Source organism: Variovorax boronicumulans, assembly GCF_019352895.1.
In the GTDB taxonomy this organism is placed as follows: Bacteria; Pseudomonadota; Gammaproteobacteria; order Burkholderiales; family Burkholderiaceae_C; genus Variovorax; species Variovorax boronicumulans_A.
This window is the reverse complement of sequence record NZ_JAAAFX010000004.1, coordinates 387,361-406,611: the sequence shown is the minus strand read 5'-3', so window position 1 is coordinate 406,611 and position 19,251 is coordinate 387,361. Positions and strand designations below refer to the sequence as shown.

Below are 19,251 nucleotides of genomic sequence, written 5' to 3'. Positions count from 1 at the left end.
GCTGCCGCAGGCCGTCCGAGGGCGTCAGCGGACTCACATGCGCTCCATGCGCGGCATCCACACGCGCAGCAGCGAGAACAGGCGGTCCAGGTCGACCGGCTTGGCCAGGTAGTCGCTGGCACCGGCGGCCATGCACTGCTCCTGGTCGTCCTTCATGGCCTTGGCGGTGACGGCGATCACCGGCAGCTTGGCGAAGCGCGGGTCCTGGCGCAGCCGGCGCGTGGCTTCGAGGCCGTCCATCTCCGGCATCATCACGTCCATCAGCACCAGGTCGATATCGGCCACCAGGTCGAGCTTCTCCAGGGCCTCGCGGCCGTTGCGGCCGATCTCGACCAACGCACCGCGCTGTTCCAGCGCGCTGGTGAGCGCGAAGATGTTGCGCACGTCGTCGTCCACCAGCAGGATGCGCCGGCCTTCGAACACGCGGTCGCGCCCGCGCGCGGTCTTGAGCATGTTCTGGCGCTCGGTCGACAGGTCGGCCTCGACCTTGTGCAGGAACAGCGTGACCTCGTCGAGCAGCCGCTCGGGCGAGCGCGCGCCCTTGATGATGATCGAGCGCGAGTAGCGCAGCAGCTCGGCCTCTTCGTCGCGCGTGAGGTTGCGCCCGGTGTAGACGATCACCGGCGGGAAGGAGCAGATCTCCTCGGTCGCCATGCGCTTGAGCAGCTCGCTGCCCTGCATGTCGGGCAGGCGCAGGTCGGTGATCATGCAGTCGAAGATGCGGCTGCGCAGCAGCACCATGGCCTCCTCGCCCGTGGCCACGGCGGTGATGGCCACGTCCTCGTCGCCGATCAGCCGGACCACGGCCTCGCGTTGCAGCGCGTCGTCTTCCACCAGCAGCACGGTCTTGAGCTTCTGCGTGAGCTTGTCCTCGAGCTTCTGGAACACCTGCTTGAGCTGTTCGCGCGAGGCCGGCTTGAGCGCGTAGCCGATGGCGCCCATGTGCATCGCGGTCTCGGAGCTGTGGTCCTGCGCCGAGACGATGTGCACCGGGATGTGGCGGGTGTGCGGGTCGTCCTTGAGCCGCTGCAGCACGTTCAGTCCCGGCGCGTCGGGCAGGCGCATGTCGAGCAGGATGGCGTCGGGCACGAACTGGATCGCGAGGCTGAAGCCGTCGGCGGCGCCGTGGGCCACCAGGCAGCGATAGCCCAGTTCGTGCGCCAGGTCGTAGAGGATGTGGGCGAACTGCGGCTCGTCCTCGATCACGAGCACGCGGCGCGCACTGTCGCGCGGCAGCGCGCGGTCGTCCTCGAACTGGGCGATGAGCGGGGCCGGCACGGTGTCCGAGGCGATCGGCATGGGCGGCGGCGGCGCGACGTAGAGGCGCTGCGCCGGGGCGGGCGACAACGAGGGCGCCGAGGATGGCTGACGTTCGCCGGAGGACGACACGATCGGAGCCGTTGCCGGCAGTTCGAGCGTGAAGGTGCTGCCCTGGCCTGGCGTGCTCTGGACCGAGAGATGGCCGCCGAGCAGCGCGGTGAGGTCGCGCGAGATCGACAGCCCCAGCCCGGTCCCGCCATAGCGCCGGCTGGTGGTGCCGTCGGCCTGGCGGAAGGCCTCGAAGATCACTTCCTGCTGGTCCGCCGGGATGCCGATGCCCGAATCCCTGACCGCGAAGCGCGCGCCGCCGCCGGGCGCGCCGGACACGGTCAGCGAGACCTCGCCCTGGTCGGTGAACTTGAGCGCGTTCGACAGCAGGTTCTTGAGGATCTGCTCGACGCGCTGGCGGTCGGTCACCAGCAGCTCGGGCGCGTCGGCCTGCACCGCGAGCCGGAAGCTCAGCTGCTTCTGCCGGGCCAGTGGCGTGAAGGTCATCGAGAGGCTGTCGGCCAGGCGCGCCAGCGGCACCTCCTCGGACACCAGTTCGAGCTTGCCGGCCTCGACCTTGGCGATGTCGAGGATGTCGTTGATCAGCACCAGCAGATCGTTGCCCGAGGAATGGATCGACTCGGCGAACTTGACCTGCTCGGCCGTCAGGTTGCCCTGCGGGTTGTCGCCCAGCAGCTTGGACAGGATCAGCGCGCTGTTGAGAGGCGTGCGCAGCTCGTGCGACATGTTGGCCAGGAACTCCGACTTGTAGCGGCTCGCGCGCTGCAGTTCCTGCGCGCGCTCCTCCAGGTCGTTCTGCACCCGGCGCAGCGCCGCATTGCGCAGGTCGAGCGCCTCGGTGCGTTCCGACAGCTGGCTGTTGGTCTGCTCGAGCTCGGCCTGCTGATTTTCCAGCGTGGCCTGCGAGGCGCGCAGCGCGCGCGACTGTTCCTCGAGTTCCTCGTTGGCGGTGCGCAGTTCTTCCTGCTGCACCTGCAGTTCCTCGTTGAGTTGCTGGGTTTCGGCCAGCGCGTCCTGCAGCTGCTCGCGGTAGCGCACCGAGGCCACCGAGCTGCCGATGTTGCCGGCCACCAGGTCGAGCAGTTCGGTCAGGCGCTCCTCGGGGGCGCGCAGCAGGCCGAGCTCGATCACGCCGTTGACGAAGCCGTTGTGGCTGACCGGCATCAGCACGGCCGCGCGCGGCGCCATGTCGCCCAAACCGGAGTTGATGCGCAGGTAGTCGGCCGCGACCGGCTCGACCACCGTGAGCCGCCGCTCCGAGGCCGCCTGGCCGACCAGGCCCTGGCCGGCGGCGAAGACCTGCGGCGAGGCGTCGGCCTCAGGCGAGAAGCCGTAGCTGGCCACGCGGCGCAGGTCGCCGTTGCGCTCGCGCACGTACATCGCGCCCACGCTGCTGCCCAGCTGGTGGGCGAAGAAGCCCAGCACCTTGCGGCCCATTTCCTGTGCGCTGAGCTCGCCCACCAGTTCGCCCGTGAGTTCGGTCTGGGCGCCGCGCAGCCAGGCCTGGCGCTGCAGCGCCTCGGCATGCGTGGCCTGCTTCTGCAGCACCGTGTCGTAGCCTTCCGACAGTGCGACCAGCTGGCGCCGTCCGAAGAAGGCGAGCAGGCCGGTGAGCGTGAGCGTGAAGAAGACGAACAGGCCGACGATCGCCAGCGCCGTGGTGTTGGCCTCGCTGTTGCGCTGGAAGCGCAGGCTCTGCTCGACGTTCATGAAGTTGTTGAAACCGGTGCGGATGTCGTCCGTCAGCCGCTTGCCGCGCCCCTGTCGAATGGCCGCCTCGTAGTCGCCGCCGGCGCGCCGCAGCGCGATCATCTCGGTCGCGAACTGGTTCCAGGCGGTCTGCAGGGTGATGATGCGGTCGAGCCGGTCGACCTGCGCGGGGTTGTCCGCGACCAGCTGGCGCAGGGCCACCATGCCGGTGGCGAGCCGCGGCTGGGCGCTCTCGTTGGGCTGCAGGAAGGTCTGGTCGCCGGTGAGCAGGAAGCCGCGCATGCCGGTCTCGAGGTCGATGGTCAGGCGCTGCATCTCGCTGGCGTCGCGCGTCACGCGGTCGGTGTGCTCGACCCAGGAGATCACCGACAGCAGATAGAAGATCAGCCCGACGAAGACCACGGCGCCGAGCACGCCGCCGATCAGCGGAAGCTTCACGTTGCGGCTCAGCAGGCGCTGGAAGTCCCGGGGATCGATGGCGGTCGCGGCGTTGGTGGTCATGGGGGGCGCAAAAAGAGCAAAACCCATGAAGTCTGCCCGCGAACGCTGGGCCTGCGTGTCGGATAAGACCCTGAATCCGGCCGGCGCCCGCGGGCGACCCCCGGCCGCGCGCTCAGCGCAGGAAGTCTTCGATCAGCTGCGCCACCTGCTGCGGCTGGTCGTGGTGCAGCATGTGGCCGGCGTCCTGCACCGCGACCACGCGCGCGTCCGGCACCGACTTCAACCGCTCGTGGTACTCGGCCAGGGTGTAGCGTCCGCCCCAGCGCGCCAGGCTGTCGTCCGAGGCCTCGACCGCCAGCACCGGCGCGGCGATGGCGCCATAGAGGGCCAGCGCCTCGTCCACGCGGAAGATGTTGGCGTTGATCACCTTGTGCGCCGCGGTGCCGAGGATCTGCCAGCGCGTGCTGCCGTCGGCCTGCAACTGCGGCGCCGCCCAGTGGCTGGCCAGCCAGTCCGCCTTGTCCTGCGACAGCCGCGGGTTGGTCTTCATCAGCCGCCGCGCCACGCCCTGCACATCGGCATAGCCCTGCAGGTCCATCTCGCCGCGGTGCAGGCGCTTGAGTTCGTCGATCCACTTGCCGTAGCGCGCGGGCGCCTGCTCGGGCTGCAGCAGCGGCATGCCGAAGCCCTCGAGGTTGACCAGCCGGCGCACCCGCTGCGGCCGGATGCCGCCGTACTGCATCGCGAGGTTGCCGCCCATGCTGTGGCCCACCAGGTCGACCGGCGTGTCGCCCGCGAAATGGTCGAGCAGCCAGTCGAGGTCGGCCAGGTAGTCGGGCATCCAGTAGTTGTCGACCTCGCCGCCATCGGTCAGGCCGAAGCCGCGCCAGTCGGGCGCGACGATGTGTCGTTCTTCGGCCATCGCATCCACCACGAACTGCCACGAGGCGGCCACGTCCATCCAGCCGTGCAGCAGCACGAGCGGCGGGCGGGCCGGGGAGGGCGTGCCCCACTGGCGCACGTGGTAGCGCAGATGGCGCACGGGGACGAATTCGCTGCGGGGGATGCGGAGGGCTGGGTACATCGCTTCGATGATAGGCAAGCCACCCGCGGCGCGCGGACGCCTGCGCGTCATCTGCATCGCCTTGGCTGTCGACGTCGGCAGCGCAGCGATGCCGGGTGGCCCGTTCACTCCGGTAATCGCATGAATGAAGTTCATGAATGGGTGAATTAAAACCATTTTACTTCATCGATCCGCCTCCCTACCATCCGCGCATCCCAGGCTCATGAGCGCCAGATGAAAGAAGAAATGACACCTCCACTCCGTCTCGTCGCAGTTTCCGGCGGGCTGCAACGCCCCTCGCGGTCGGCCGCCCTGGCAGAGCACCTGCTGGACCTGTTCGCCGGCGAAGGCCCGTGCGAACAGCGCCTGGTCGAACTGGGCCCGCTCGCACCGCGGCTTGCCGGTGCGCTGTGGCGCGCCCAGCTGCCCGACGCGGTGGAGCGGGAACTTGTGGCGGTCGAGCAAGCCGACGTCCTGGTGGTGGCGACGCCGGTCTTCCGCGGTGCCTACACGGGACTGTTCAAGCACTTCTTCGATTTCATCCATCAGGACGCCCTGATCGACAAGCCCGTGCTGCTGGCCGCCACCGGTGGCAGCGAGCGCCATGCGCTGGTGATCGACCACCAGTTGCGGCCGCTGTTCAGCTTCTTCCAGGCGCGCACCTTGCCGCTGGGTGTCTACGCGACCGACAAGGATTTCGTCGATTACCGCCTGCAGGACAAGGCCCTCATCGAGCGGGCCAGGCTGGCGGTCCAACGGGCACTGCCGTGGGTCGAATCGACGCGCCATGCCAGGCCCGCTCGGGCCGAGGACGTGGTGGCGGCCTGAAGCAGGAACCGTCTTTTCTCTCAAACATCAGGTCACTGGATCGCAATGAACAAAGAACTCGTCTTTCACCTCAAGAGCATTCTTTTCGATGAAAACTATCACCCGTCGGACAGCACGCGCCTGACCACCAACTTTGCCAACCTGGCCCGGGGAAAGAGCAGGCAGCAGAATCTGCGCAACACGCTGAGGATGATCGACAACCGCTTCAATGAGTTGGCGCATTGGGACAATCCGACGGGAGATCGCTACGCCGTCGAACTCGAGATCATCTCCGTCGAGATGGGCATCGATGCCAGCAGTCCCACCGATGTATTTCCGTTGATCGAGATACTGAAGACCTGCATTCTCGACAGGAAGACGAACAGGCGCATCGACGGCATCGTGGGCAACAACTTCTCCTCCTACGTGCGCGATTACGACTTCAGTGTCCTGCTTCCGGGGTACAACGTCGATCGAGCGGAATTCGGCACGCCGGACGATTTTGGCGACCTGCATGGCAAGTTGTTCAGGCAATTCGCCAACTCGAGCACCTATAGGGAGCGCTTCCACAAGCCGCCTGTAATCTGCATCAGCGCCTCGACCAGCAAGACCTATAAACGCAGCGGAAACCAGCACCCCGTGCTGGGCGTCGAGTATCGACAGGATGAACTGTCCTCGACCGACCGGTACTTCGCCAAGATGGGGATGCAGGTCCGCTTTTTCATGCCTCCGAATGGCATGGCACCCTTGGCTTTCTACGCCCAGGGCGACCTGCTGGGCGACTACACGAATCTCGAGTTGATCGGCACCATCAGCACGATGGAAACCTTTCAGAGGATCTATCGTCCCGAGATCTACAACGCCAATTCTGCAGCGGGGACGCTCTATCAACCGAGCCTGAAGAACCAGGATTATTCGTTGACGCAGATCGTCTATGACCGGGAAGAACGCAGCCAGCTGGCTGTCAAGCAGGGGAAGTTCGCGGAGGAACACTTCATCAAGCCGTACAAGAACGTCCTTGATCAATGGGCCGCCGATGTCGCGCTCTGATCCGCAAGAATAAACCGGCCATTCTTCATGAAGAGACGATCGCCAAAGCCGAACAGCGCTCTTCTTCCGGCATCTCGTTGACCCGGCTCGCCGGGGCGAATGCCGCTGTATAACGCTTGCCACCCCCCATCTTTGCTTCAAAGGAATTCTCGGATGTTTGAAACCTCCATCGCCGGCAGCCTGCCGAAGCCAGCCTGGCTGGCCGAAACCCACAAGCTCTGGCCTCAGTGGAGGGCTGAAGGCGATGCGCTTCGCCAGGCCAAGGCCGACGCGACCCTGCTGTGGATCAAGGCCCAGGAAGACGCAGGCCTGGACATCGTGTGCGACGGCGAGCAATCGCGACAGCACTTCGTGCACGGCTTCCTCGAGCAGGTCGAGGGCATCGACTTCGAGCACAAGGTGAAGATGGGCATCCGCGACAACCGCTACGACGCGATGGTGCCGCAGGTGGTCTCGGCCCTGCGCCTGAAAGGCCGCGTGCATGCCTTCGAGGCACAGCTGGCGCGCGCGCACACGAAGAAGAAGCTGAAGTTCACCTTGCCCGGCCCGATGACCATCGTCGACACGGTGGCCGACCGCTTCTACGGCGGCAATGCCGAGGGACGGATCAAGATGGCCTTCGCCTTCGCCGAGTTGCTCAACCAGGAGGCCCTGGCACTGCAGGCCGACGGCGTCGACATCATCCAGTTCGATGAGCCCGCCTTCAACGTCTACATGAAGGACGCCGCCGACTGGGGCGTGCAGGCGCTCGAGCGCGCGGCGCAGGGCCTGACCTGTACGACGGCGGTGCATATCTGCTACGGCTACGGCATCAAGGCCAACACGGACTGGAAGAGCTCCCTGGGCGACGAGTGGCGCCAGTACGAGGCGGTGTTCCCCGCGCTTGCCAAGAGCCGCATCGATCAGGTGAGCCTGGAGTGCATCCACTCCCATGTGCCGCCGGACCTGATGAAGCTGCTGGCCGGCAAGGACGTGATGGTCGGCGTGATCGATGTGGCCAGCGACGTGGTCGAGACCCCCGAGGAAGTGGCCGACACCATCGGCCGGGCGCTGGCGTTCGTGCCGAAGGAGCGGCTGTTCCCGTGCACGAATTGCGGCCTGGCGCCCATGGCGCGGGATGTTGCGTGGCGCAAGCTGCAGGCGCTGGCAGCAGGCACGAAGCTGGCCAAGGAGCGGTTGGGCGCGGCCTGAGGCCCACCCGGTCGTTGCGGAATCGAGCGCAGGTGAACGGACGATCCAAGGGATAAACCTCTCATGGCGCGCGGAGGGTCGACCTACAGTGGGCCTTCAAAGGAGACCCAGCGCATGCCCCTCAAGAGAGTTCTTTCCAGCGTGGCGACCGCCTGCCTCGTCGTGCTGTCCGGTGCGGCCGAGGCCGGCACCGTGACCGTGATCACCTCCTTCCCCAAGGAGCTCACCGATGCCTACAAGAAGGCCTTCGAGGCGGCCAACGCCGGCGTGAAGATCGAGGTGCTCAACAAGAACACCACGGCCTCGATCGCCTACATCAAGGAGCTGCCCGCGGGCCAGCGGCCCGACGTGATGTGGGCCTCGGCGCCCGACGCCTTCGAGGTGCTGGCGCGCGACAAGCTGCTCACGGCCGCGCCCGAAGTCAAGAACCCGCATGTGCCGGCGAAGATCGGCAACTACCCCATCAACGACCCCAAGGGCCTCTACTACGGCCAGGCGCTGGCGGGCTACGGGATGATGTGGAACACCCGCTACCTGCAGGCCAACAAGCTGGCCGCGCCGCGCGAGTGGAGCGACCTCGCGAAGCCCGAGTACTTCGGCCACGTCGCGATCTCCTCGCCCTCGCGCTCGGGCACCACCCACCTCACGGTCGAGACGCTGCTGCAGGGCGAGGGCTGGGAGCGCGGCTGGACGCAGCTGCTCGAGATCATGGGCAACTGCGCGGCCGTGACCGACCGCAGCTTCGGCGTGCCCGACGGCGTGAACAGCGGCCAGTACGGCATCGGGCTGGTGATCGACTTCTTCGGCCTGGCGGGCAAGTACTCGGGCTTCCCGGTCGAGTTCGCCTACCCCAGCGTGACGGCCGTGGTGCCGGCGAACATCGGCCTGGTCACGGGCGCGAAGAACGTCGACGAGGCCAAGAAGTTCATCGCCTTCACGCTGTCGAAAGAGGGCCAGCAGATCCTGTTCGACCCCAAGATCAGCCGGCTGCCGGTGCTGCCCTATGCCGACCTCAAGGTGCCGGCCGGCTACCCCGACATCCAGGCGGTGGCGAAGAAGGCCAAGGTGCAGTTCGACTCCGAGCTGTCGGAGTCGCGCTACCAGGTGGTGGTGAGCATGTTCGACCAGATGGTGACCTTCAGGCTCAAGGAACTGCAGGCCGCGACCAAGGCGATCCACGATGCCGACAGGAAGCAGAAGGCCAAGCCGAATCCGCAGGCCGCCGAACTGCTGAAGCAGGCCCGTGGCTACGCCTATGCGCCGCTGGTCGGCCAGGAGATGGTGAAGAACGAGCAGTTCCTCGAGCTGTTCCGCAAGAGCCGGCGTGATGTCGCGGTCTCCAAGCAGCTCACCGGCCAGGAAGAGCTCTGGGCCACCAAGGCCAAGGCCAACTACGCCCGGGCCACCGAACTGGCCAACCAGGCGGCCGCGCTCGTCAAGTGAGCGCGCCGATGTGGGGGGCGCCGCCGCTGGCGCGCCCAGCGGTGCGGCGTGCCGGCGCAGGCTGGGGCGCCTGGACGCTGGCGGTCGCGGTGCTCGCGTTTCTGCTGGCCTTCCTGCTGATCCCGGTGGCGCTGGTGGTGTTCACCGCCTTCGTCGACGAGGGCGGCGGCTTCACGCTCGGCCACTTCGCGAACTTCTTCGGCCAGAGCATCTTCCGCGAGTCCTTCTTCAACAGCCTGGTGGTGGCGCTCGCGAGCGTGTTCTTCGCCTCGCTGATTGCGGTGCCGCTGGCCTACCTCACGGTGCGCTTCGAGTTCCGCGGCGCGCTGCTGATCCAGACGCTGGGCGTGCTGCCGCTGATCATGCCGCCCTTCGTCGGGGCGGTGGCGCTGCAGCTGATCTTCGGCCGCAACGGCTCGGTGAACCTGCTGATGGACCAGTACCTCGGCTTCAAGATCCCGATCATGGACGGCCTGGTCGGCGTGACCTTCGTCGAAAGCATCCACTACTTCCCCTTCATCCTGCTCAACCTCGTGGCCTCGATGCGCAATATCGACGGCGCGATGGAGGAATCGGCGATGAACCTGGGCGCGCGCGGCTTCCGGCTGTTCCGCCGGATCATCTTTCCGCTCGCCATGCCCGGCTTCCTGGCCGGCGCGGCGCTGGTCTTCGTCAAGGTCTTCGACGACCTGGGCACGCCGCTGGTGATGGGCGTGACCAACATGCTGGCGCCGCAGGCCTACCTGCGCATCACCTCGGTCGGCATCGACGATCCGCTGGGCTACGTGACCAGCGTGCTGATGATCGGCTTCTCGATCCTCGCGCTGTGGATGGCCGCGCGGGTGATGAAGGGCAAGGACTACGCGACCCTGCAGAAGGGCGGCGGCTCGCTGCAGCGGCGCCGCCTGGGCGGCTGGGAATCGGTGCTGGCCTACGGCTGGATCGCGCTGGTGCTGTGCATCGTGCTGGCGCCGCACCTGGGCATCCTGCTGATGTCCTTCGCCAAGGTCTGGAGCTTCTCGGTGCTGCCCGATGCCTACACGCTCGAGCACTACGCGAGCGTGTTCGAGAACTCGCGCCAGATGATCGGCAACACGCTGCTCTACTGCGTGCTGGCGGCCGGGCTCGACGTGCTGATCGGCACCGCCATCGCCTACCTGATCCTGCGCACCACGCTGCCCGCGCGGCGCTGGCTCGACTACCTGGCCTCGGCCGCGCTGGCCATCCCGGGCCTGGTGCTGGCGATCGGCTACCTGCGGCTGTTCCGCGGCGTGAACCTGCCCTTCACCGATTCGCCGGTGGTCACGAGCTCGGTGCTGATCATGCTGGCCTATGCGGTGCGCCGCCTGCCCTATGCGCTGCGCTCCTGCATGGCGGCCCTGCAGCAGGTGCACATCTCGCTCGAGGAGGCCGCGCAGAGCCTGGGCGCCACGCGCTGGCGCACGGTGCGCCGCGTGATGGTGCCGCTGATGGTCGGCGGCATGCTGGCGGGCTTCGTCACTTCCTTCATCACCGCAGCGGTCGAGCTGTCGGCCACGCTGCTGCTCACCTCGTCGGAGACGCAGGCGCCGATGAGCTACGGCATCTACCTCTACATGCAGAGCGCCTCGGGCCGCGGACCCGGGGCCGCGCTGGGCGTGCTCGCGGTGGTGGTGGTCGGCCTGGGCACCTGGGCCTCGCACCGCTTCGCCGAACGCACCCGAACGCCTGAAAGGGCCACGACACCATGAACAAGGTCTCCCTCGAGGCGCGCCACATCAGCCTGAGCTACGGCCCGACCGAAGTGCTGCGCGACATCAACCTGAAGATCGAGCCCGGCGAATTCTTCGCGCTGCTCGGGCCCTCGGGCTCGGGCAAGTCGACCCTGCTGCGGCTGATCGCGGGCTTCAACCAGCACCAGCGCGGCGAGCTGCTGGTCGACGGGCAGGACATCACGCATATCCGGCCGCACGCGCGCAACATCGGCATGGTGTTCCAGAGCTACGCGCTGTGGCCGCACATGACGGTCTGGGACAACGTGGCCTTCGGGCTGGTCGAGCGGCGCGAGTCGCGCGATGCGATCAAGCGCAAGGTCGGTGCGGCGCTCGAACTGGTCGGCCTGGCCGACTATGCCAAGCGCCGGCCGGGGCAGCTCTCGGGCGGCCAGCAGCAGCGCGTGGCGCTGGCGCGCACCATCGTGATCGAGCCCAAGCTGCTGCTGCTCGACGAGCCGCTGTCGAACCTCGACAAGAACCTGCGCGTGCAGATGCGCGACGAACTCAAGCACCTGCAGCGCACGCTGGGCCTGACCACCATCTTCGTCACCCACGACCAGGAGGAGGCCATGACCACGGCCGACCGCATGGCGGTGCTCGACAAGGGCGTGCTGCAGCAGGTCGGGCCGGCCACCGGCCTGTTCGACTTTCCGGTCAACCGCTTCGTGGCGGGCTTCGTCGGCACGGCCAACCTGCTCGAGGGCCGCGTGACCGGGCGCGAAGGCGGGGCGCTGTGCTTCCAGGCCGAGGGCGTGGGCGAGCTGCGGCTGCCGCAGGCCGCCGATGCCGTGCCGCCGGATGGCGCGACCGCGATCGCCTTCCGTCCGCACCAGGTGCACATCCGCGCGGCCGGCACGCCGGGCGATGCGGCCCGGCTCTGGCTCGACGGCACGGTCGAGAGCACCGAGTTCCTGGGCGAGGTCTCGCGCTACAAGATGCGGGTGGGCCGGGTGTCGCTGGTGGCCGACGAGGTGCACTACGCCGGCGAGCCGGTGCTGCAACCCGGGACCGCGGTGCGGCTGGGCATCGACCCGGCGCAGGTGCGCTTCCTGTCGACCTGAGGCGGCCGCAAGCGGACGGGTTCGTCAGCGGCTGGCCGTGCCGCGCCGCCGCGATCGCGATCGCTCGACGATCCACAGGCCCATGACGGCGAGCACCGCCAGACCCAGGGCGGCCATCCCGATCGCACCGTCCGACAGGTGCAGGAAGCCGGTCAGCACGGGATGGTCGGCGCGGGTGGCGGCGTCGAATTCCCACCAGCGGTCGCCGCCGCGCACGGAGCCGGGCGGTCGCACCAGCCTGCCGTGCAGTCCCTCGGCCAGGAAGGGGCGGACGAGGGCATTGAGAATCACCGCGACGCCGAGCGGGACCGCCACGCACAGGGGCAGCGCCAGGACACGCAGGCGGGTTCGGACATCGCGCATGCCGTGACTGTACCGATGCCGCGCGCATCGCCCTTGGCCGGCGCGGGTACGGCCACGCGTCTGGGTCGGGCGTGCACGGGTCCGCCGACGCGAAGCAGAAGCTGACGGTAGCATTCGTTCCATGAATCTTCCCCAAGTCACTCTCGGGCGCAGCGACCTGCGCGTCACCCCCATCTGCCTCGGCACCATGACCTTCGGCGAGCAGGTCGATGCCGCCACCGCCCACACCATCCTCGACCGCGCGCTGGAGCGCGGCATCGATTTCCTCGACACGGCCGAGATGTACGCGGTCCCGGCGCGCAAGGAAACCTTTGGCGCCACCGAGACCATCCTTGGCGACTGGTTCGCCAAGCACCCCGGCCTGCGCCAGAAGATCACGCTGGCCACCAAGGTCGCCGGCCCGTCGCGCGGCATGCCCTGGGTGCGCGAGGGCGGCGGCATGACGGCGGCCGACATCGTGGCCTCGTGCGATGCCAGCCTGAAACGCCTGCAGACCGACGTCATCGATCTCTACCAGATCCACTGGCCCGAGCGCCACGTGCCGGCCTTCGGCAGCATGTACTACGACCCGGCCAAGGAGAGCTCGGCCACCTCGATCCATGCGCAACTCGAGGCGCTGGGCGGCCTGGTCAAGGCCGGCAAGGTGCGCGAGATCGGCCTGTCGAACGAAACCCCGTACGGCGTCCATGAGTTCGTGCGCCTGGCCGAGCAGCACGGCCTGCCGCGCGTGGCGACGGTGCAGAACGTCTACTGCCTGGTGAGCCGCGCGCTCGAGAACGGCCTGGACGAAACCATGCACCGCCTGGACGTCTCGCTGCTGGCCTATTCGCCGCTGGCCTTCGGCCTGCTGACCGGCAAGTACGACCAGAGCGGCACCGACGGGCCGGACGCGCCCAAGGGCGCGCGCATCGCCAGCTACGAATCGGTGCGCAAGCAGCGCTGGGGCCGGGCCGACGCCTTGAAGGCCGCGCGCCGCTACAACCAGCTCGCGCGCGACCATGGGCTGACGCCCGCGCAGATGGCGCTGGCCTTCTGCTACACCAAGTGGCAGGTCGCGAGCACCATCATCGGCGTGACCTCGGTGGCCCAGCTCGACGAGGACCTCGACGCCTACGGCACCACGCTGTCGCCCGAGGTGCTGGCGGAGATCGACAAGATCCGCTGGGAGATCCGCGACCCAGCCATCTGAGCATGGCGAAGAAGGCGCATGTGAGCGAGACGCCCGCGACGCAGCTGCTGCGCGCCAACGGCGTCGCCTTCACCGAACACCCCTACGAGTACCTCGAGCACGGCGGCGCCCAGCACAGCGCCGAGGTGCTGGGCTTCGACCCCTTCACCGTGGTCAAGACGCTGGTGATGCAGGACCAGGATGCGAAGCCGCTGATCGTGCTGATGCACGGCAACCGCACGGTCTCGACCAAGAACCTGGCGCGCCAGATCGGCGCCAAGTCGGTCGAGCCCTGCAAGCCCGAGGTGGCCCAGCGCCACAGCGGCTACATGGTGGGCGGCACCTCGCCCTTCGGCGCAAAGCGGGCGATGCCGGTGTACATCGAATCGACCATCCTCGAGCTGCCGCGCATCGCCATCAACGGCGGCCGGCGCGGCTACCTGATCGGGCTCGACCCGCAGGTGTGCGTCGCGCTGCTCGGCGCCAAGCCGGTGCAGTGCGCGCTGGCAGAATAGGCCGCCCCACGCCCGGGCGCTTCCCCCGAAGCGCCGACACGGAGACAACCCTTGAGCTTTCATCTGCCCTCGTTCATCGCGATCGTCCTTTCGTACCTGTTGGGTTCGCTGTCCTTTGCCGTGATCGTGAGCCGCGCGCTCGGCATGGCCGACCCGCGCAGCTACGGCAGCGGCAACCCCGGCGCCACCAACGTGCTGCGTTCGGGCAACAAGGCGGCGGCACTGGCCACGCTGGTGCTGGACGCGCTCAAGAGCTGGCTGCCGGTGGCGCTGATCCGCTGGTTCGGGCCCGACTTCGACATGGGCCTGGGCACAGCGGCGCTGGCCGGACTGGCCGCGTTTTTGGGCCATCTCTACCCGGTCTTCTTCGGCTTCAAGGGCGGCAAGGGCGTGGCGACTGCAGCCGGTGCGCTGCTGGGCATCGACTGGCTGCTCGGCCTGTCGACGGGCCTGACCTGGCTGATCATTGCCTTCTTCTTCCGCTACTCTTCCCTCGCTTCGCTGGTGGCGGCCTTCTTCGCCCCGGCCTTCTACCTGATCGGCGGCGGCATCGTCTGGCCGCTCGATCGCACGGTGCTGCTGGTGCTGATCGCCATCAGCCTGCTGCTGGTGTGGCGCCACCGCGAGAACATCCGCCGCCTCGCGGCCGGCACCGAGTCCAGGCTCGGCGCCAAAACCTGAAAGAAATGACCATGGCAGAACTTCAACGCTTCCACGTCGGTGCACGGCTGAGCGAAATGGCGGTGCACAACGGCACCGTGTACCTCGCGGGCCAGGTGCCCGACGACACCACGCAGGACATCCGCGGCCAGACCGCGCAGGTGCTGGCCATGATCGACCGCCTGCTGGCCGAGGCCGGCAGCGACAAGACCTGCATCCTGATGACGCAGATCTTCCTGACCGACATCTCCGAGATCGGTGCGATGAACGAGGTGTGGGACGCCTGGGTACCGGCCGGCCACACGCCGCCGCGCGCCACTGTGCAGGCGCCGCTGGCGAACCCGGGCTACAAGATCGAAGTGGTGGTGACGGCGGCGCAGCGCTGAAGGCTGCGCGAGGCCGCGCTCAGCCGGCGGCGGGCAGTTGCCGCTTCACGAGTGCCACCCAATACGCCGCGCCCAGCGGCAGGATCGCGTCGTTGAAGTCGTAGTAGGGGTTGTGCACCGGCGGATCGTTCTCGCCTTCGCCGGCACCGATGCCGATGTAGGCACCGGGCCGCTGCTGCAGCATGAAGGCGAAATCCTCCGAGCCCATCGCGGGCGCCATGTCGGTGTGCACCTGCGCCTCGCCCACCAGGCTGGCGGCGGCGGCCACCGCGGCGGCGGTTTCGTCGGGCGTGTTCACCACGCCGGGGTAGCCGCGCCGGTAGTCGATGCCGATCTTCGCGCCGTGCGTCTGCCCGACCCCGGCGCAGATCTCCCGCATCGCGGCCTCGGTGCGGTCCTGGATCTTCGCGTCGAGCGTGCGCACCGTGCCGCGCAGCAGCACGGTTTCGGGCAGCACGTTCCAGGTGTCGCCGCCGTGGATCTGCGTCACGCTGACGACGGCCGCATCGGTGGCACCGGTGCGCCGGCTCACGATGGTCTGCAGCGCGTTCACCAGCTGCGCGGCGACGACGATGGAATCGATGCCCGTTTCGGGCATCGCACCGTGCGCGCCCTTGCCGGTGATGACGATCTCGAAGGTGTCGAGGTAGGCCGTCATCGTGCCGGTGCGAAGTGCGAACCGGCCGCGTGGCAGGCCCGGGAAGTTGTGCATGCCGTACACGGCGTCGGCCGGGAACAGGTCGAACAGGCCCTGCTCGACCATCACGCGGCCGCCGCCCTCGTTCTCCTCGCCGGGCTGGAACACGAAATGCACGGTGCCGCGAAAGGGCTTGTGGCGCGCCAGGTGTTCGGCCGCGCCCAGCAGCATCGCCGTGTGGCCGTCGTGCCCGCAGGCGTGCATCTTGCCGGCGCAGCGCGAGGCATGCGGCGCGGCACCCAGCTCCTGCATGTTCAGCGCGTCGAGGTCGGCGCGCAGCGCGATGCGCGGGCCGTCGCCGTTGGTGAGCGTGGCCACCACGCCGGTGCCGGCCAGGCCGCGGTGCACGGGCAGCCCCATCAGCGCCAGGGCCTGCGCCACGACGTTGGCGGTGCGGTGTTCCTCGAAGGCGGTCTCGGGATGGGCGTGGATGTCGCGCCGCCAGGCGATCATGCGGGCGCGGGTGTCTTCGGCGATGGGGGTGTCGGTGTCGCGGTACATGGTTTTTCTGTGCTCCGGATCAGTGGAAAAGCTCGGCGATCAGCGTGGCACCCAGGAAGGTGCCGGCCGTCGCGGTCAGTGAGACCACGACGATGCGCCAGCCGAGTTGCCGGAAGATCGGCAGGTCCTTGGCCACCGAGAAGCCGGCCAGCGCCAGCACAGGCGTCGTGAAGGCCATGAAGTTGAGCTTGGCCGTCAGCGCGATCACCGCGTCGGAGAAGGGCAGCAGGCCTGGCACGCCGACCAGCGTCGCGAGCACCGAGAGCACGAGCACCAGCGGCAGCCTGGGCACGGCGCGCTTGAGCAGGTCGACCGCCGCGACGATCGCGACGACGATCGCCATGCCGATCAGCGAGTCCAGCGGCGCCACCTGGTACGACAGCGCATTGCCCACGACGACGGCCGCGGCCATCAGCAACCAGGCCAGCACGCTGTCTGCCAGCGGCAATTCATGGGCGACCACGCCGCCCGCGCCGCCCGCGCCCGGCACCGCGCCGACGTCGGTGCCCTGGCGCTTCGAGAAGCGGCCGAGCACGGGTTCGAGCTTGCCGTAGAGCCAGGAACAGGCCGGCAGCGAAAGGAAGAGCGTGAAGTAGAAGCCGACCACCATCGTGATCAGGTTCGCGGCGGCGGCGATGGCGGTGAGCTGCGGCACCTGTGCGGCGGGCTGCTGCGCGGCGATCGCGCCCATGGCCGCCGCCATCATGCTGCCCGAGCCCACGCCGGCGCCCATGGCCAGCGAGCGCGGATCGAAGATGTTCAGGCTGGTGATGAAGCCCGCGAGCACCGCGATGAACAGCGCGCCCAGCACGGTACCGGTGATGTACTCGGCCAGCACGCCGCGGCCCTCGGGCGACTGCATGCCGTACTTCTCGCCGATGATCACCAGGTTGCCCTCGCGGCCCACCGAGAAGGTGGCGCCCACGGCCTCGCGCTTGATGCCCAGCAGCAGCGCCAGCGGCAGGCCCAGCGCCAGCGTGCCGAAGGCATGGCCGAACTCCTGGAACAGCAGCGCCCAGCCGGCCTGGCGCACCTGCGGCAGGAAGGCCCCGACCGTCAGGCCCAGCTTGACCACGAACAGCAGCAGGCCGGCGTTGAGCAGGCCGCCCGCGCAGGTCTGCAGGCTGTGGCCGATCCGCAGCGGCGCCGGGACCCGGCGCTCGGCGAGGCCGAGGGCCGCGGCGAGCAGCAGCGCCCACAGCATCGGCAACAGCACGATCCGGCCCGGTCCCAGCTTGAACTGGGCCGGTCCGATCCATTCGGCCAGCGCCACCACGGCCAGCGTGACGACGAGGAGCTTGAGTTTGCCGCGGCCGGCGACGGCGACGGGAGGGGCCGGCATTGCGGCCGCACGGGCGGAGGTCATGGTGTTGGGAGGGGGGTGAGAAGGGTCGTCCGGTGAAAGCGACCGCGAGTCTCCGGCAAGAGACTTCATGCATCAATGGCTTGGGATGCGGATTTTTGTTGCATTCAATGCAACACTTGGGGCATGAACACCATGGACGACAAGCTCGAGGCGCGCCGCATGCGCTACTTCATGCAGGTGATCGAGAGCGGCTCGGTCCGGGGCGCGGCCGAGGCGCTGGACATGGACCCGTCGGCGGTGAGCCGGGCGATCGGCATCCTCGAGGACGAATGCGGCATGCGGCTGTTCGAGCGCCGCGGGCGCGGCGTGGTGCCGACCGATGCCGGCCTGCTGCTCGCGGGCTATGTGCGGCGCCAGCACAACCAGAAGCAGAGCCTGATGGCGCAGATGGACAGCATCCGCAAGGTCGAGCGCGGCCATGTGGACCTGATCGTGGGCGAAGGCTTCGTCGACTGGCTGATGCGCCACAGCCTGCGCAGCTTCATGGCCTCGCATCCGAAGATCAGCGTGAACCTCGACGTGGGCAGCAGCGACGAGATCCTGCAGCGGGTGGTCGAGGAGCGCGCACACATCGGGCTGCTGTTCCTGCCGCACCAGGACGAGCGCCTGCGCTCGCACCATGTGCACGCGCATCCGATCCAGACGCTGGTGCTGGCCTCGCATCCGCTGGCGCGGATCGGCCGGCCGCTGACGCTGTCCGACCTGTTGCCCTACCCGGGGGCGATGCTCCATCGCAGCTTCGGCATCCGCCAGCATGTCGAAGCGGCCGAGATCAGCGAGGGCGTGCGGCTGAACACCTTGCTGACCACCTCGTCCTTCGGCGCCATCGGGCACTTCGCGGCCGCGGGACTGGGCTACGCGCTGGGCACGCGCCTGTCCCTGCCCGCGCACCTGGACACGCCGGAGCTGATCGCGTTGCCGATGAAGAATCCGCTGCTGAACCAGGGCCGCAGCCAGGTGGTGTCACGCCATGGGCGGGTGCTGTCGCCCGCGGCCACGACGCTGCTGGGCGTGATCGTGCGCGACATGGCCGGCACCCTGGGGCCCGGTGCCGCCGCGGTGGGCGATCGCCCCGCGGCCCGGCGCAAGCCTTAGAAGCGGCGCTCGAGCACCATCTGCTCGGCGTCGCGCCGCATCGAGAAGCGGCCGATGAAGCTGTTGCCCAGCAGCACCCAGGGCATGGACTGCTGCGAGACGATGGCGTCGATGTCGCGCACTTCCACGTCGCCCACGCGCACCGAATCGAGCCGCATCCGGTAGCCCTGCACGACGCCGTTGGCGGTGTTGATCTGCACGGGCGTGCCCTTCTGGAAATCCAGGCCGATGCGCACCGCATCGGCGGACGACATCGCCACCGTGGTGGCGCCGGTGTCGAGCATGAAGCTGACGCTGCGCCCGTTGATCGTGCCCGCGCTCATGAAATGGCCGCGGCTGTCGGCATTGAGCACGATGCGCGAGCCGTTGCCGCCGCCCCCGCCGCTGGCGCCCACGCTCACCGGCGTGTCCATGCGCAGCGTCAGGCGCTGGCCGGCCGATTCGATCACCGCCTGGCCGTCCTGCAGCGACACGAGGCGGACGTTCTGGTATTTCTCGCCCACCGCGACCGTCTTGGGCGCACCGCCGTTGACCACCAGGATCGCGCGGCTGCCGATGGTGCCGGTCAGCATGACCGAGTTCGACTGCGCCAAGGCCCCGCCCGCGCACAGGGCGAGCACGGCCACGATGCCCAGCCGGGGCGCGGACATG

General features: G+C 68.3%; 17 protein-coding genes. 11 read left to right on the top strand and 6 right to left on the bottom strand.

Annotated elements, in window-relative coordinates; genetic code table 11:
* Positions 1-33 precede the first annotated feature (33 nt).
* Positions 34-3,540, bottom strand: coding sequence for a response regulator (locus K0H49_RS03610; protein WP_219209769.1), 3,507 nt, complete (start codon positions 3,538-3,540; stop codon positions 34-36).
* A gap of 112 nt (positions 3,541-3,652) precedes the next feature.
* Positions 3,653-4,564, bottom strand: coding sequence for an alpha/beta fold hydrolase (locus K0H49_RS03605; protein ID WP_219209768.1), 912 nt, complete (start codon positions 4,562-4,564; stop codon positions 3,653-3,655).
* 225 nt (positions 4,565-4,789) lie between these two features.
* Between K0H49_RS03605 and msuE the strand changes: the two genes are divergently transcribed.
* The 6 genes from msuE (at position 4,790) to K0H49_RS03575 (ending at position 11,849) form a co-directional block, all read left to right on the top strand.
* Positions 4,790-5,371 (top strand): FMN reductase, encoded by a 582-nt coding sequence (gene msuE / locus K0H49_RS03600; protein ID WP_219209767.1) that lies wholly within the window; start codon positions 4,790-4,792, stop codon positions 5,369-5,371.
* 45 nt (positions 5,372-5,416) lie between these two features.
* Positions 5,417-6,400 (top strand): DUF1852 domain-containing protein, encoded by a 984-nt coding sequence (locus tag K0H49_RS03595; protein WP_219209766.1) that lies wholly within the window; start codon positions 5,417-5,419, stop codon positions 6,398-6,400.
* A gap of 153 nt (positions 6,401-6,553) precedes the next feature.
* Positions 6,554-7,591, top strand: coding sequence for a methionine synthase (locus K0H49_RS03590; RefSeq protein ID WP_219209765.1), 1,038 nt, complete (start codon positions 6,554-6,556; stop codon positions 7,589-7,591).
* Between the two features lie 114 nt (positions 7,592-7,705).
* Positions 7,706-9,034 carry an ABC transporter substrate-binding protein gene (locus K0H49_RS03585; protein ID WP_219209764.1) on the top strand — a complete coding sequence of 443 codons (1,329 nt, stop codon included), beginning with the start codon at positions 7,706-7,708 and terminating at the stop codon, positions 9,032-9,034.
* A gap of 8 nt (positions 9,035-9,042) precedes the next feature.
* A complete protein-coding gene (locus K0H49_RS03580; RefSeq protein ID WP_219212998.1) occupies positions 9,043-10,764 on the top strand; it encodes an ABC transporter permease in 1,722 nt (573 codons plus the stop codon).
* Positions 10,761-11,849, top strand: a complete 1,089-nt coding sequence (locus K0H49_RS03575) for an ABC transporter ATP-binding protein (protein WP_219209763.1) — start codon at positions 10,761-10,763, stop codon at positions 11,847-11,849. The genes K0H49_RS03580 and K0H49_RS03575 overlap by 4 nt, the downstream gene beginning before the upstream one ends.
* Before the next feature lie 24 nt (positions 11,850-11,873).
* Here the strand turns inward: K0H49_RS03575 and K0H49_RS03570 are convergent, their stop codons facing one another.
* Positions 11,874-12,212, bottom strand: a complete 339-nt coding sequence (locus K0H49_RS03570; protein WP_219209762.1) for a hypothetical protein — start codon at positions 12,210-12,212, stop codon at positions 11,874-11,876.
* A 121-nt stretch (positions 12,213-12,333) separates the two neighbouring features.
* Between K0H49_RS03570 and K0H49_RS03565 the strand changes: the two genes are divergently transcribed.
* The 4 genes from K0H49_RS03565 to K0H49_RS03550 are packed head-to-tail and all read left to right on the top strand — an operon-like array spanning position 12,334 to position 14,941.
* Positions 12,334-13,401 carry an aldo/keto reductase gene (locus K0H49_RS03565; RefSeq protein ID WP_219209761.1) on the top strand — a complete coding sequence of 356 codons (1,068 nt, stop codon included), beginning with the start codon at positions 12,334-12,336 and terminating at the stop codon, positions 13,399-13,401.
* 2 nt (positions 13,402-13,403) lie between these two features.
* Positions 13,404-13,895 (top strand): aminoacyl-tRNA deacylase, encoded by a 492-nt coding sequence (locus K0H49_RS03560; RefSeq protein ID WP_219209760.1) that lies wholly within the window; start codon positions 13,404-13,406, stop codon positions 13,893-13,895.
* 51 nt (positions 13,896-13,946) lie between these two features.
* Positions 13,947-14,576, top strand: a complete 630-nt coding sequence (gene plsY, locus K0H49_RS03555; protein ID WP_219209759.1) for a glycerol-3-phosphate 1-O-acyltransferase PlsY — start codon at positions 13,947-13,949, stop codon at positions 14,574-14,576.
* Positions 14,577-14,587: 11 nt separating this feature from the next.
* Entirely contained in the window at positions 14,588-14,941 is a 354-nt protein-coding gene (locus K0H49_RS03550) for a RidA family protein (protein WP_307886026.1), read from the top strand.
* A gap of 19 nt (positions 14,942-14,960) precedes the next feature.
* Here K0H49_RS03550 and K0H49_RS03545 read toward each other — a convergent pair whose 3' ends face one another.
* Both K0H49_RS03545 and K0H49_RS03540 read right to left on the bottom strand, forming a co-directional pair.
* Complete coding sequence (locus K0H49_RS03545; protein ID WP_219209757.1) at positions 14,961-16,139, bottom strand: M20 aminoacylase family protein; 1,179 nt, start codon at positions 16,137-16,139, stop codon at positions 14,961-14,963.
* Positions 16,140-16,158: 19 nt separating this feature from the next.
* Complete coding sequence (locus K0H49_RS03540) at positions 16,159-17,505, bottom strand: DUF3100 domain-containing protein (RefSeq protein WP_219209756.1); 1,347 nt, start codon at positions 17,503-17,505, stop codon at positions 16,159-16,161.
* A 132-nt stretch (positions 17,506-17,637) separates the two neighbouring features.
* Between K0H49_RS03540 and K0H49_RS03535 the strand changes: the two genes are divergently transcribed.
* On the top strand, positions 17,638-18,600 hold the full coding sequence (locus K0H49_RS03535) for a LysR family transcriptional regulator (RefSeq protein ID WP_219212996.1): 963 nt from the start codon (positions 17,638-17,640) through the stop codon (positions 18,598-18,600).
* Here the strand turns inward: K0H49_RS03535 and K0H49_RS03530 are convergent.
* Positions 18,597-19,250, bottom strand: coding sequence for a retropepsin-like aspartic protease family protein (locus K0H49_RS03530; RefSeq protein WP_219209755.1), 654 nt, complete (start codon positions 19,248-19,250; stop codon positions 18,597-18,599). The two genes, K0H49_RS03535 and K0H49_RS03530, sit on opposite strands and share 4 nt — an antisense overlap.
* Between the last annotated feature and the right edge of the window lies 1 nt (position 19,251).

What these genes read in the sequence shown, in the direction of transcription:
- K0H49_RS03610 (WP_219209769.1), bottom strand. Translation starts at nt 3,540, where the DNA reads ATGACCACCAACGCCGCGACCGCCATCGATCCCCGGGACTTCCAGCGC.
- K0H49_RS03605 (WP_219209768.1), bottom strand. Translation starts at nt 4,564, where the DNA reads ATGTACCCAGCCCTCCGCATCCCCCGCAGCGAATTCGTCCCCGTGCGC.
- msuE (WP_219209767.1), top strand. Translation starts at nt 4,790, where the DNA reads ATGACACCTCCACTCCGTCTCGTCGCAGTTTCCGGCGGGCTGCAACGC.
- K0H49_RS03595 (WP_219209766.1), top strand. Translation starts at nt 5,417, where the DNA reads ATGAACAAAGAACTCGTCTTTCACCTCAAGAGCATTCTTTTCGATGAA.
- K0H49_RS03590 (WP_219209765.1), top strand. Translation starts at nt 6,554, where the DNA reads ATGTTTGAAACCTCCATCGCCGGCAGCCTGCCGAAGCCAGCCTGGCTG.
- K0H49_RS03585 (WP_219209764.1), top strand. Translation starts at nt 7,706, where the DNA reads ATGCCCCTCAAGAGAGTTCTTTCCAGCGTGGCGACCGCCTGCCTCGTC.
- K0H49_RS03580 (WP_219212998.1), top strand. Translation starts at nt 9,043, where the DNA reads ATGTGGGGGGCGCCGCCGCTGGCGCGCCCAGCGGTGCGGCGTGCCGGC.
- K0H49_RS03575 (WP_219209763.1), top strand. Translation starts at nt 10,761, where the DNA reads ATGAACAAGGTCTCCCTCGAGGCGCGCCACATCAGCCTGAGCTACGGC.
- K0H49_RS03570 (WP_219209762.1), bottom strand. Translation starts at nt 12,212, where the DNA reads ATGCGCGATGTCCGAACCCGCCTGCGTGTCCTGGCGCTGCCCCTGTGC.
- K0H49_RS03565 (WP_219209761.1), top strand. Translation starts at nt 12,334, where the DNA reads ATGAATCTTCCCCAAGTCACTCTCGGGCGCAGCGACCTGCGCGTCACC.
- K0H49_RS03560 (WP_219209760.1), top strand. Translation starts at nt 13,404, where the DNA reads ATGGCGAAGAAGGCGCATGTGAGCGAGACGCCCGCGACGCAGCTGCTG.
- K0H49_RS03550 (WP_307886026.1), top strand. Translation starts at nt 14,588, where the DNA reads ATGGCAGAACTTCAACGCTTCCACGTCGGTGCACGGCTGAGCGAAATG.
- K0H49_RS03545 (WP_219209757.1), bottom strand. Translation starts at nt 16,139, where the DNA reads ATGTACCGCGACACCGACACCCCCATCGCCGAAGACACCCGCGCCCGC.
- K0H49_RS03540 (WP_219209756.1), bottom strand. Translation starts at nt 17,505, where the DNA reads ATGACCTCCGCCCGTGCGGCCGCAATGCCGGCCCCTCCCGTCGCCGTC.
- K0H49_RS03535 (WP_219212996.1), top strand. Translation starts at nt 17,638, where the DNA reads ATGGACGACAAGCTCGAGGCGCGCCGCATGCGCTACTTCATGCAGGTG.
- K0H49_RS03530 (WP_219209755.1), bottom strand. Translation starts at nt 19,250, where the DNA reads ATGTCCGCGCCCCGGCTGGGCATCGTGGCCGTGCTCGCCCTGTGCGCG.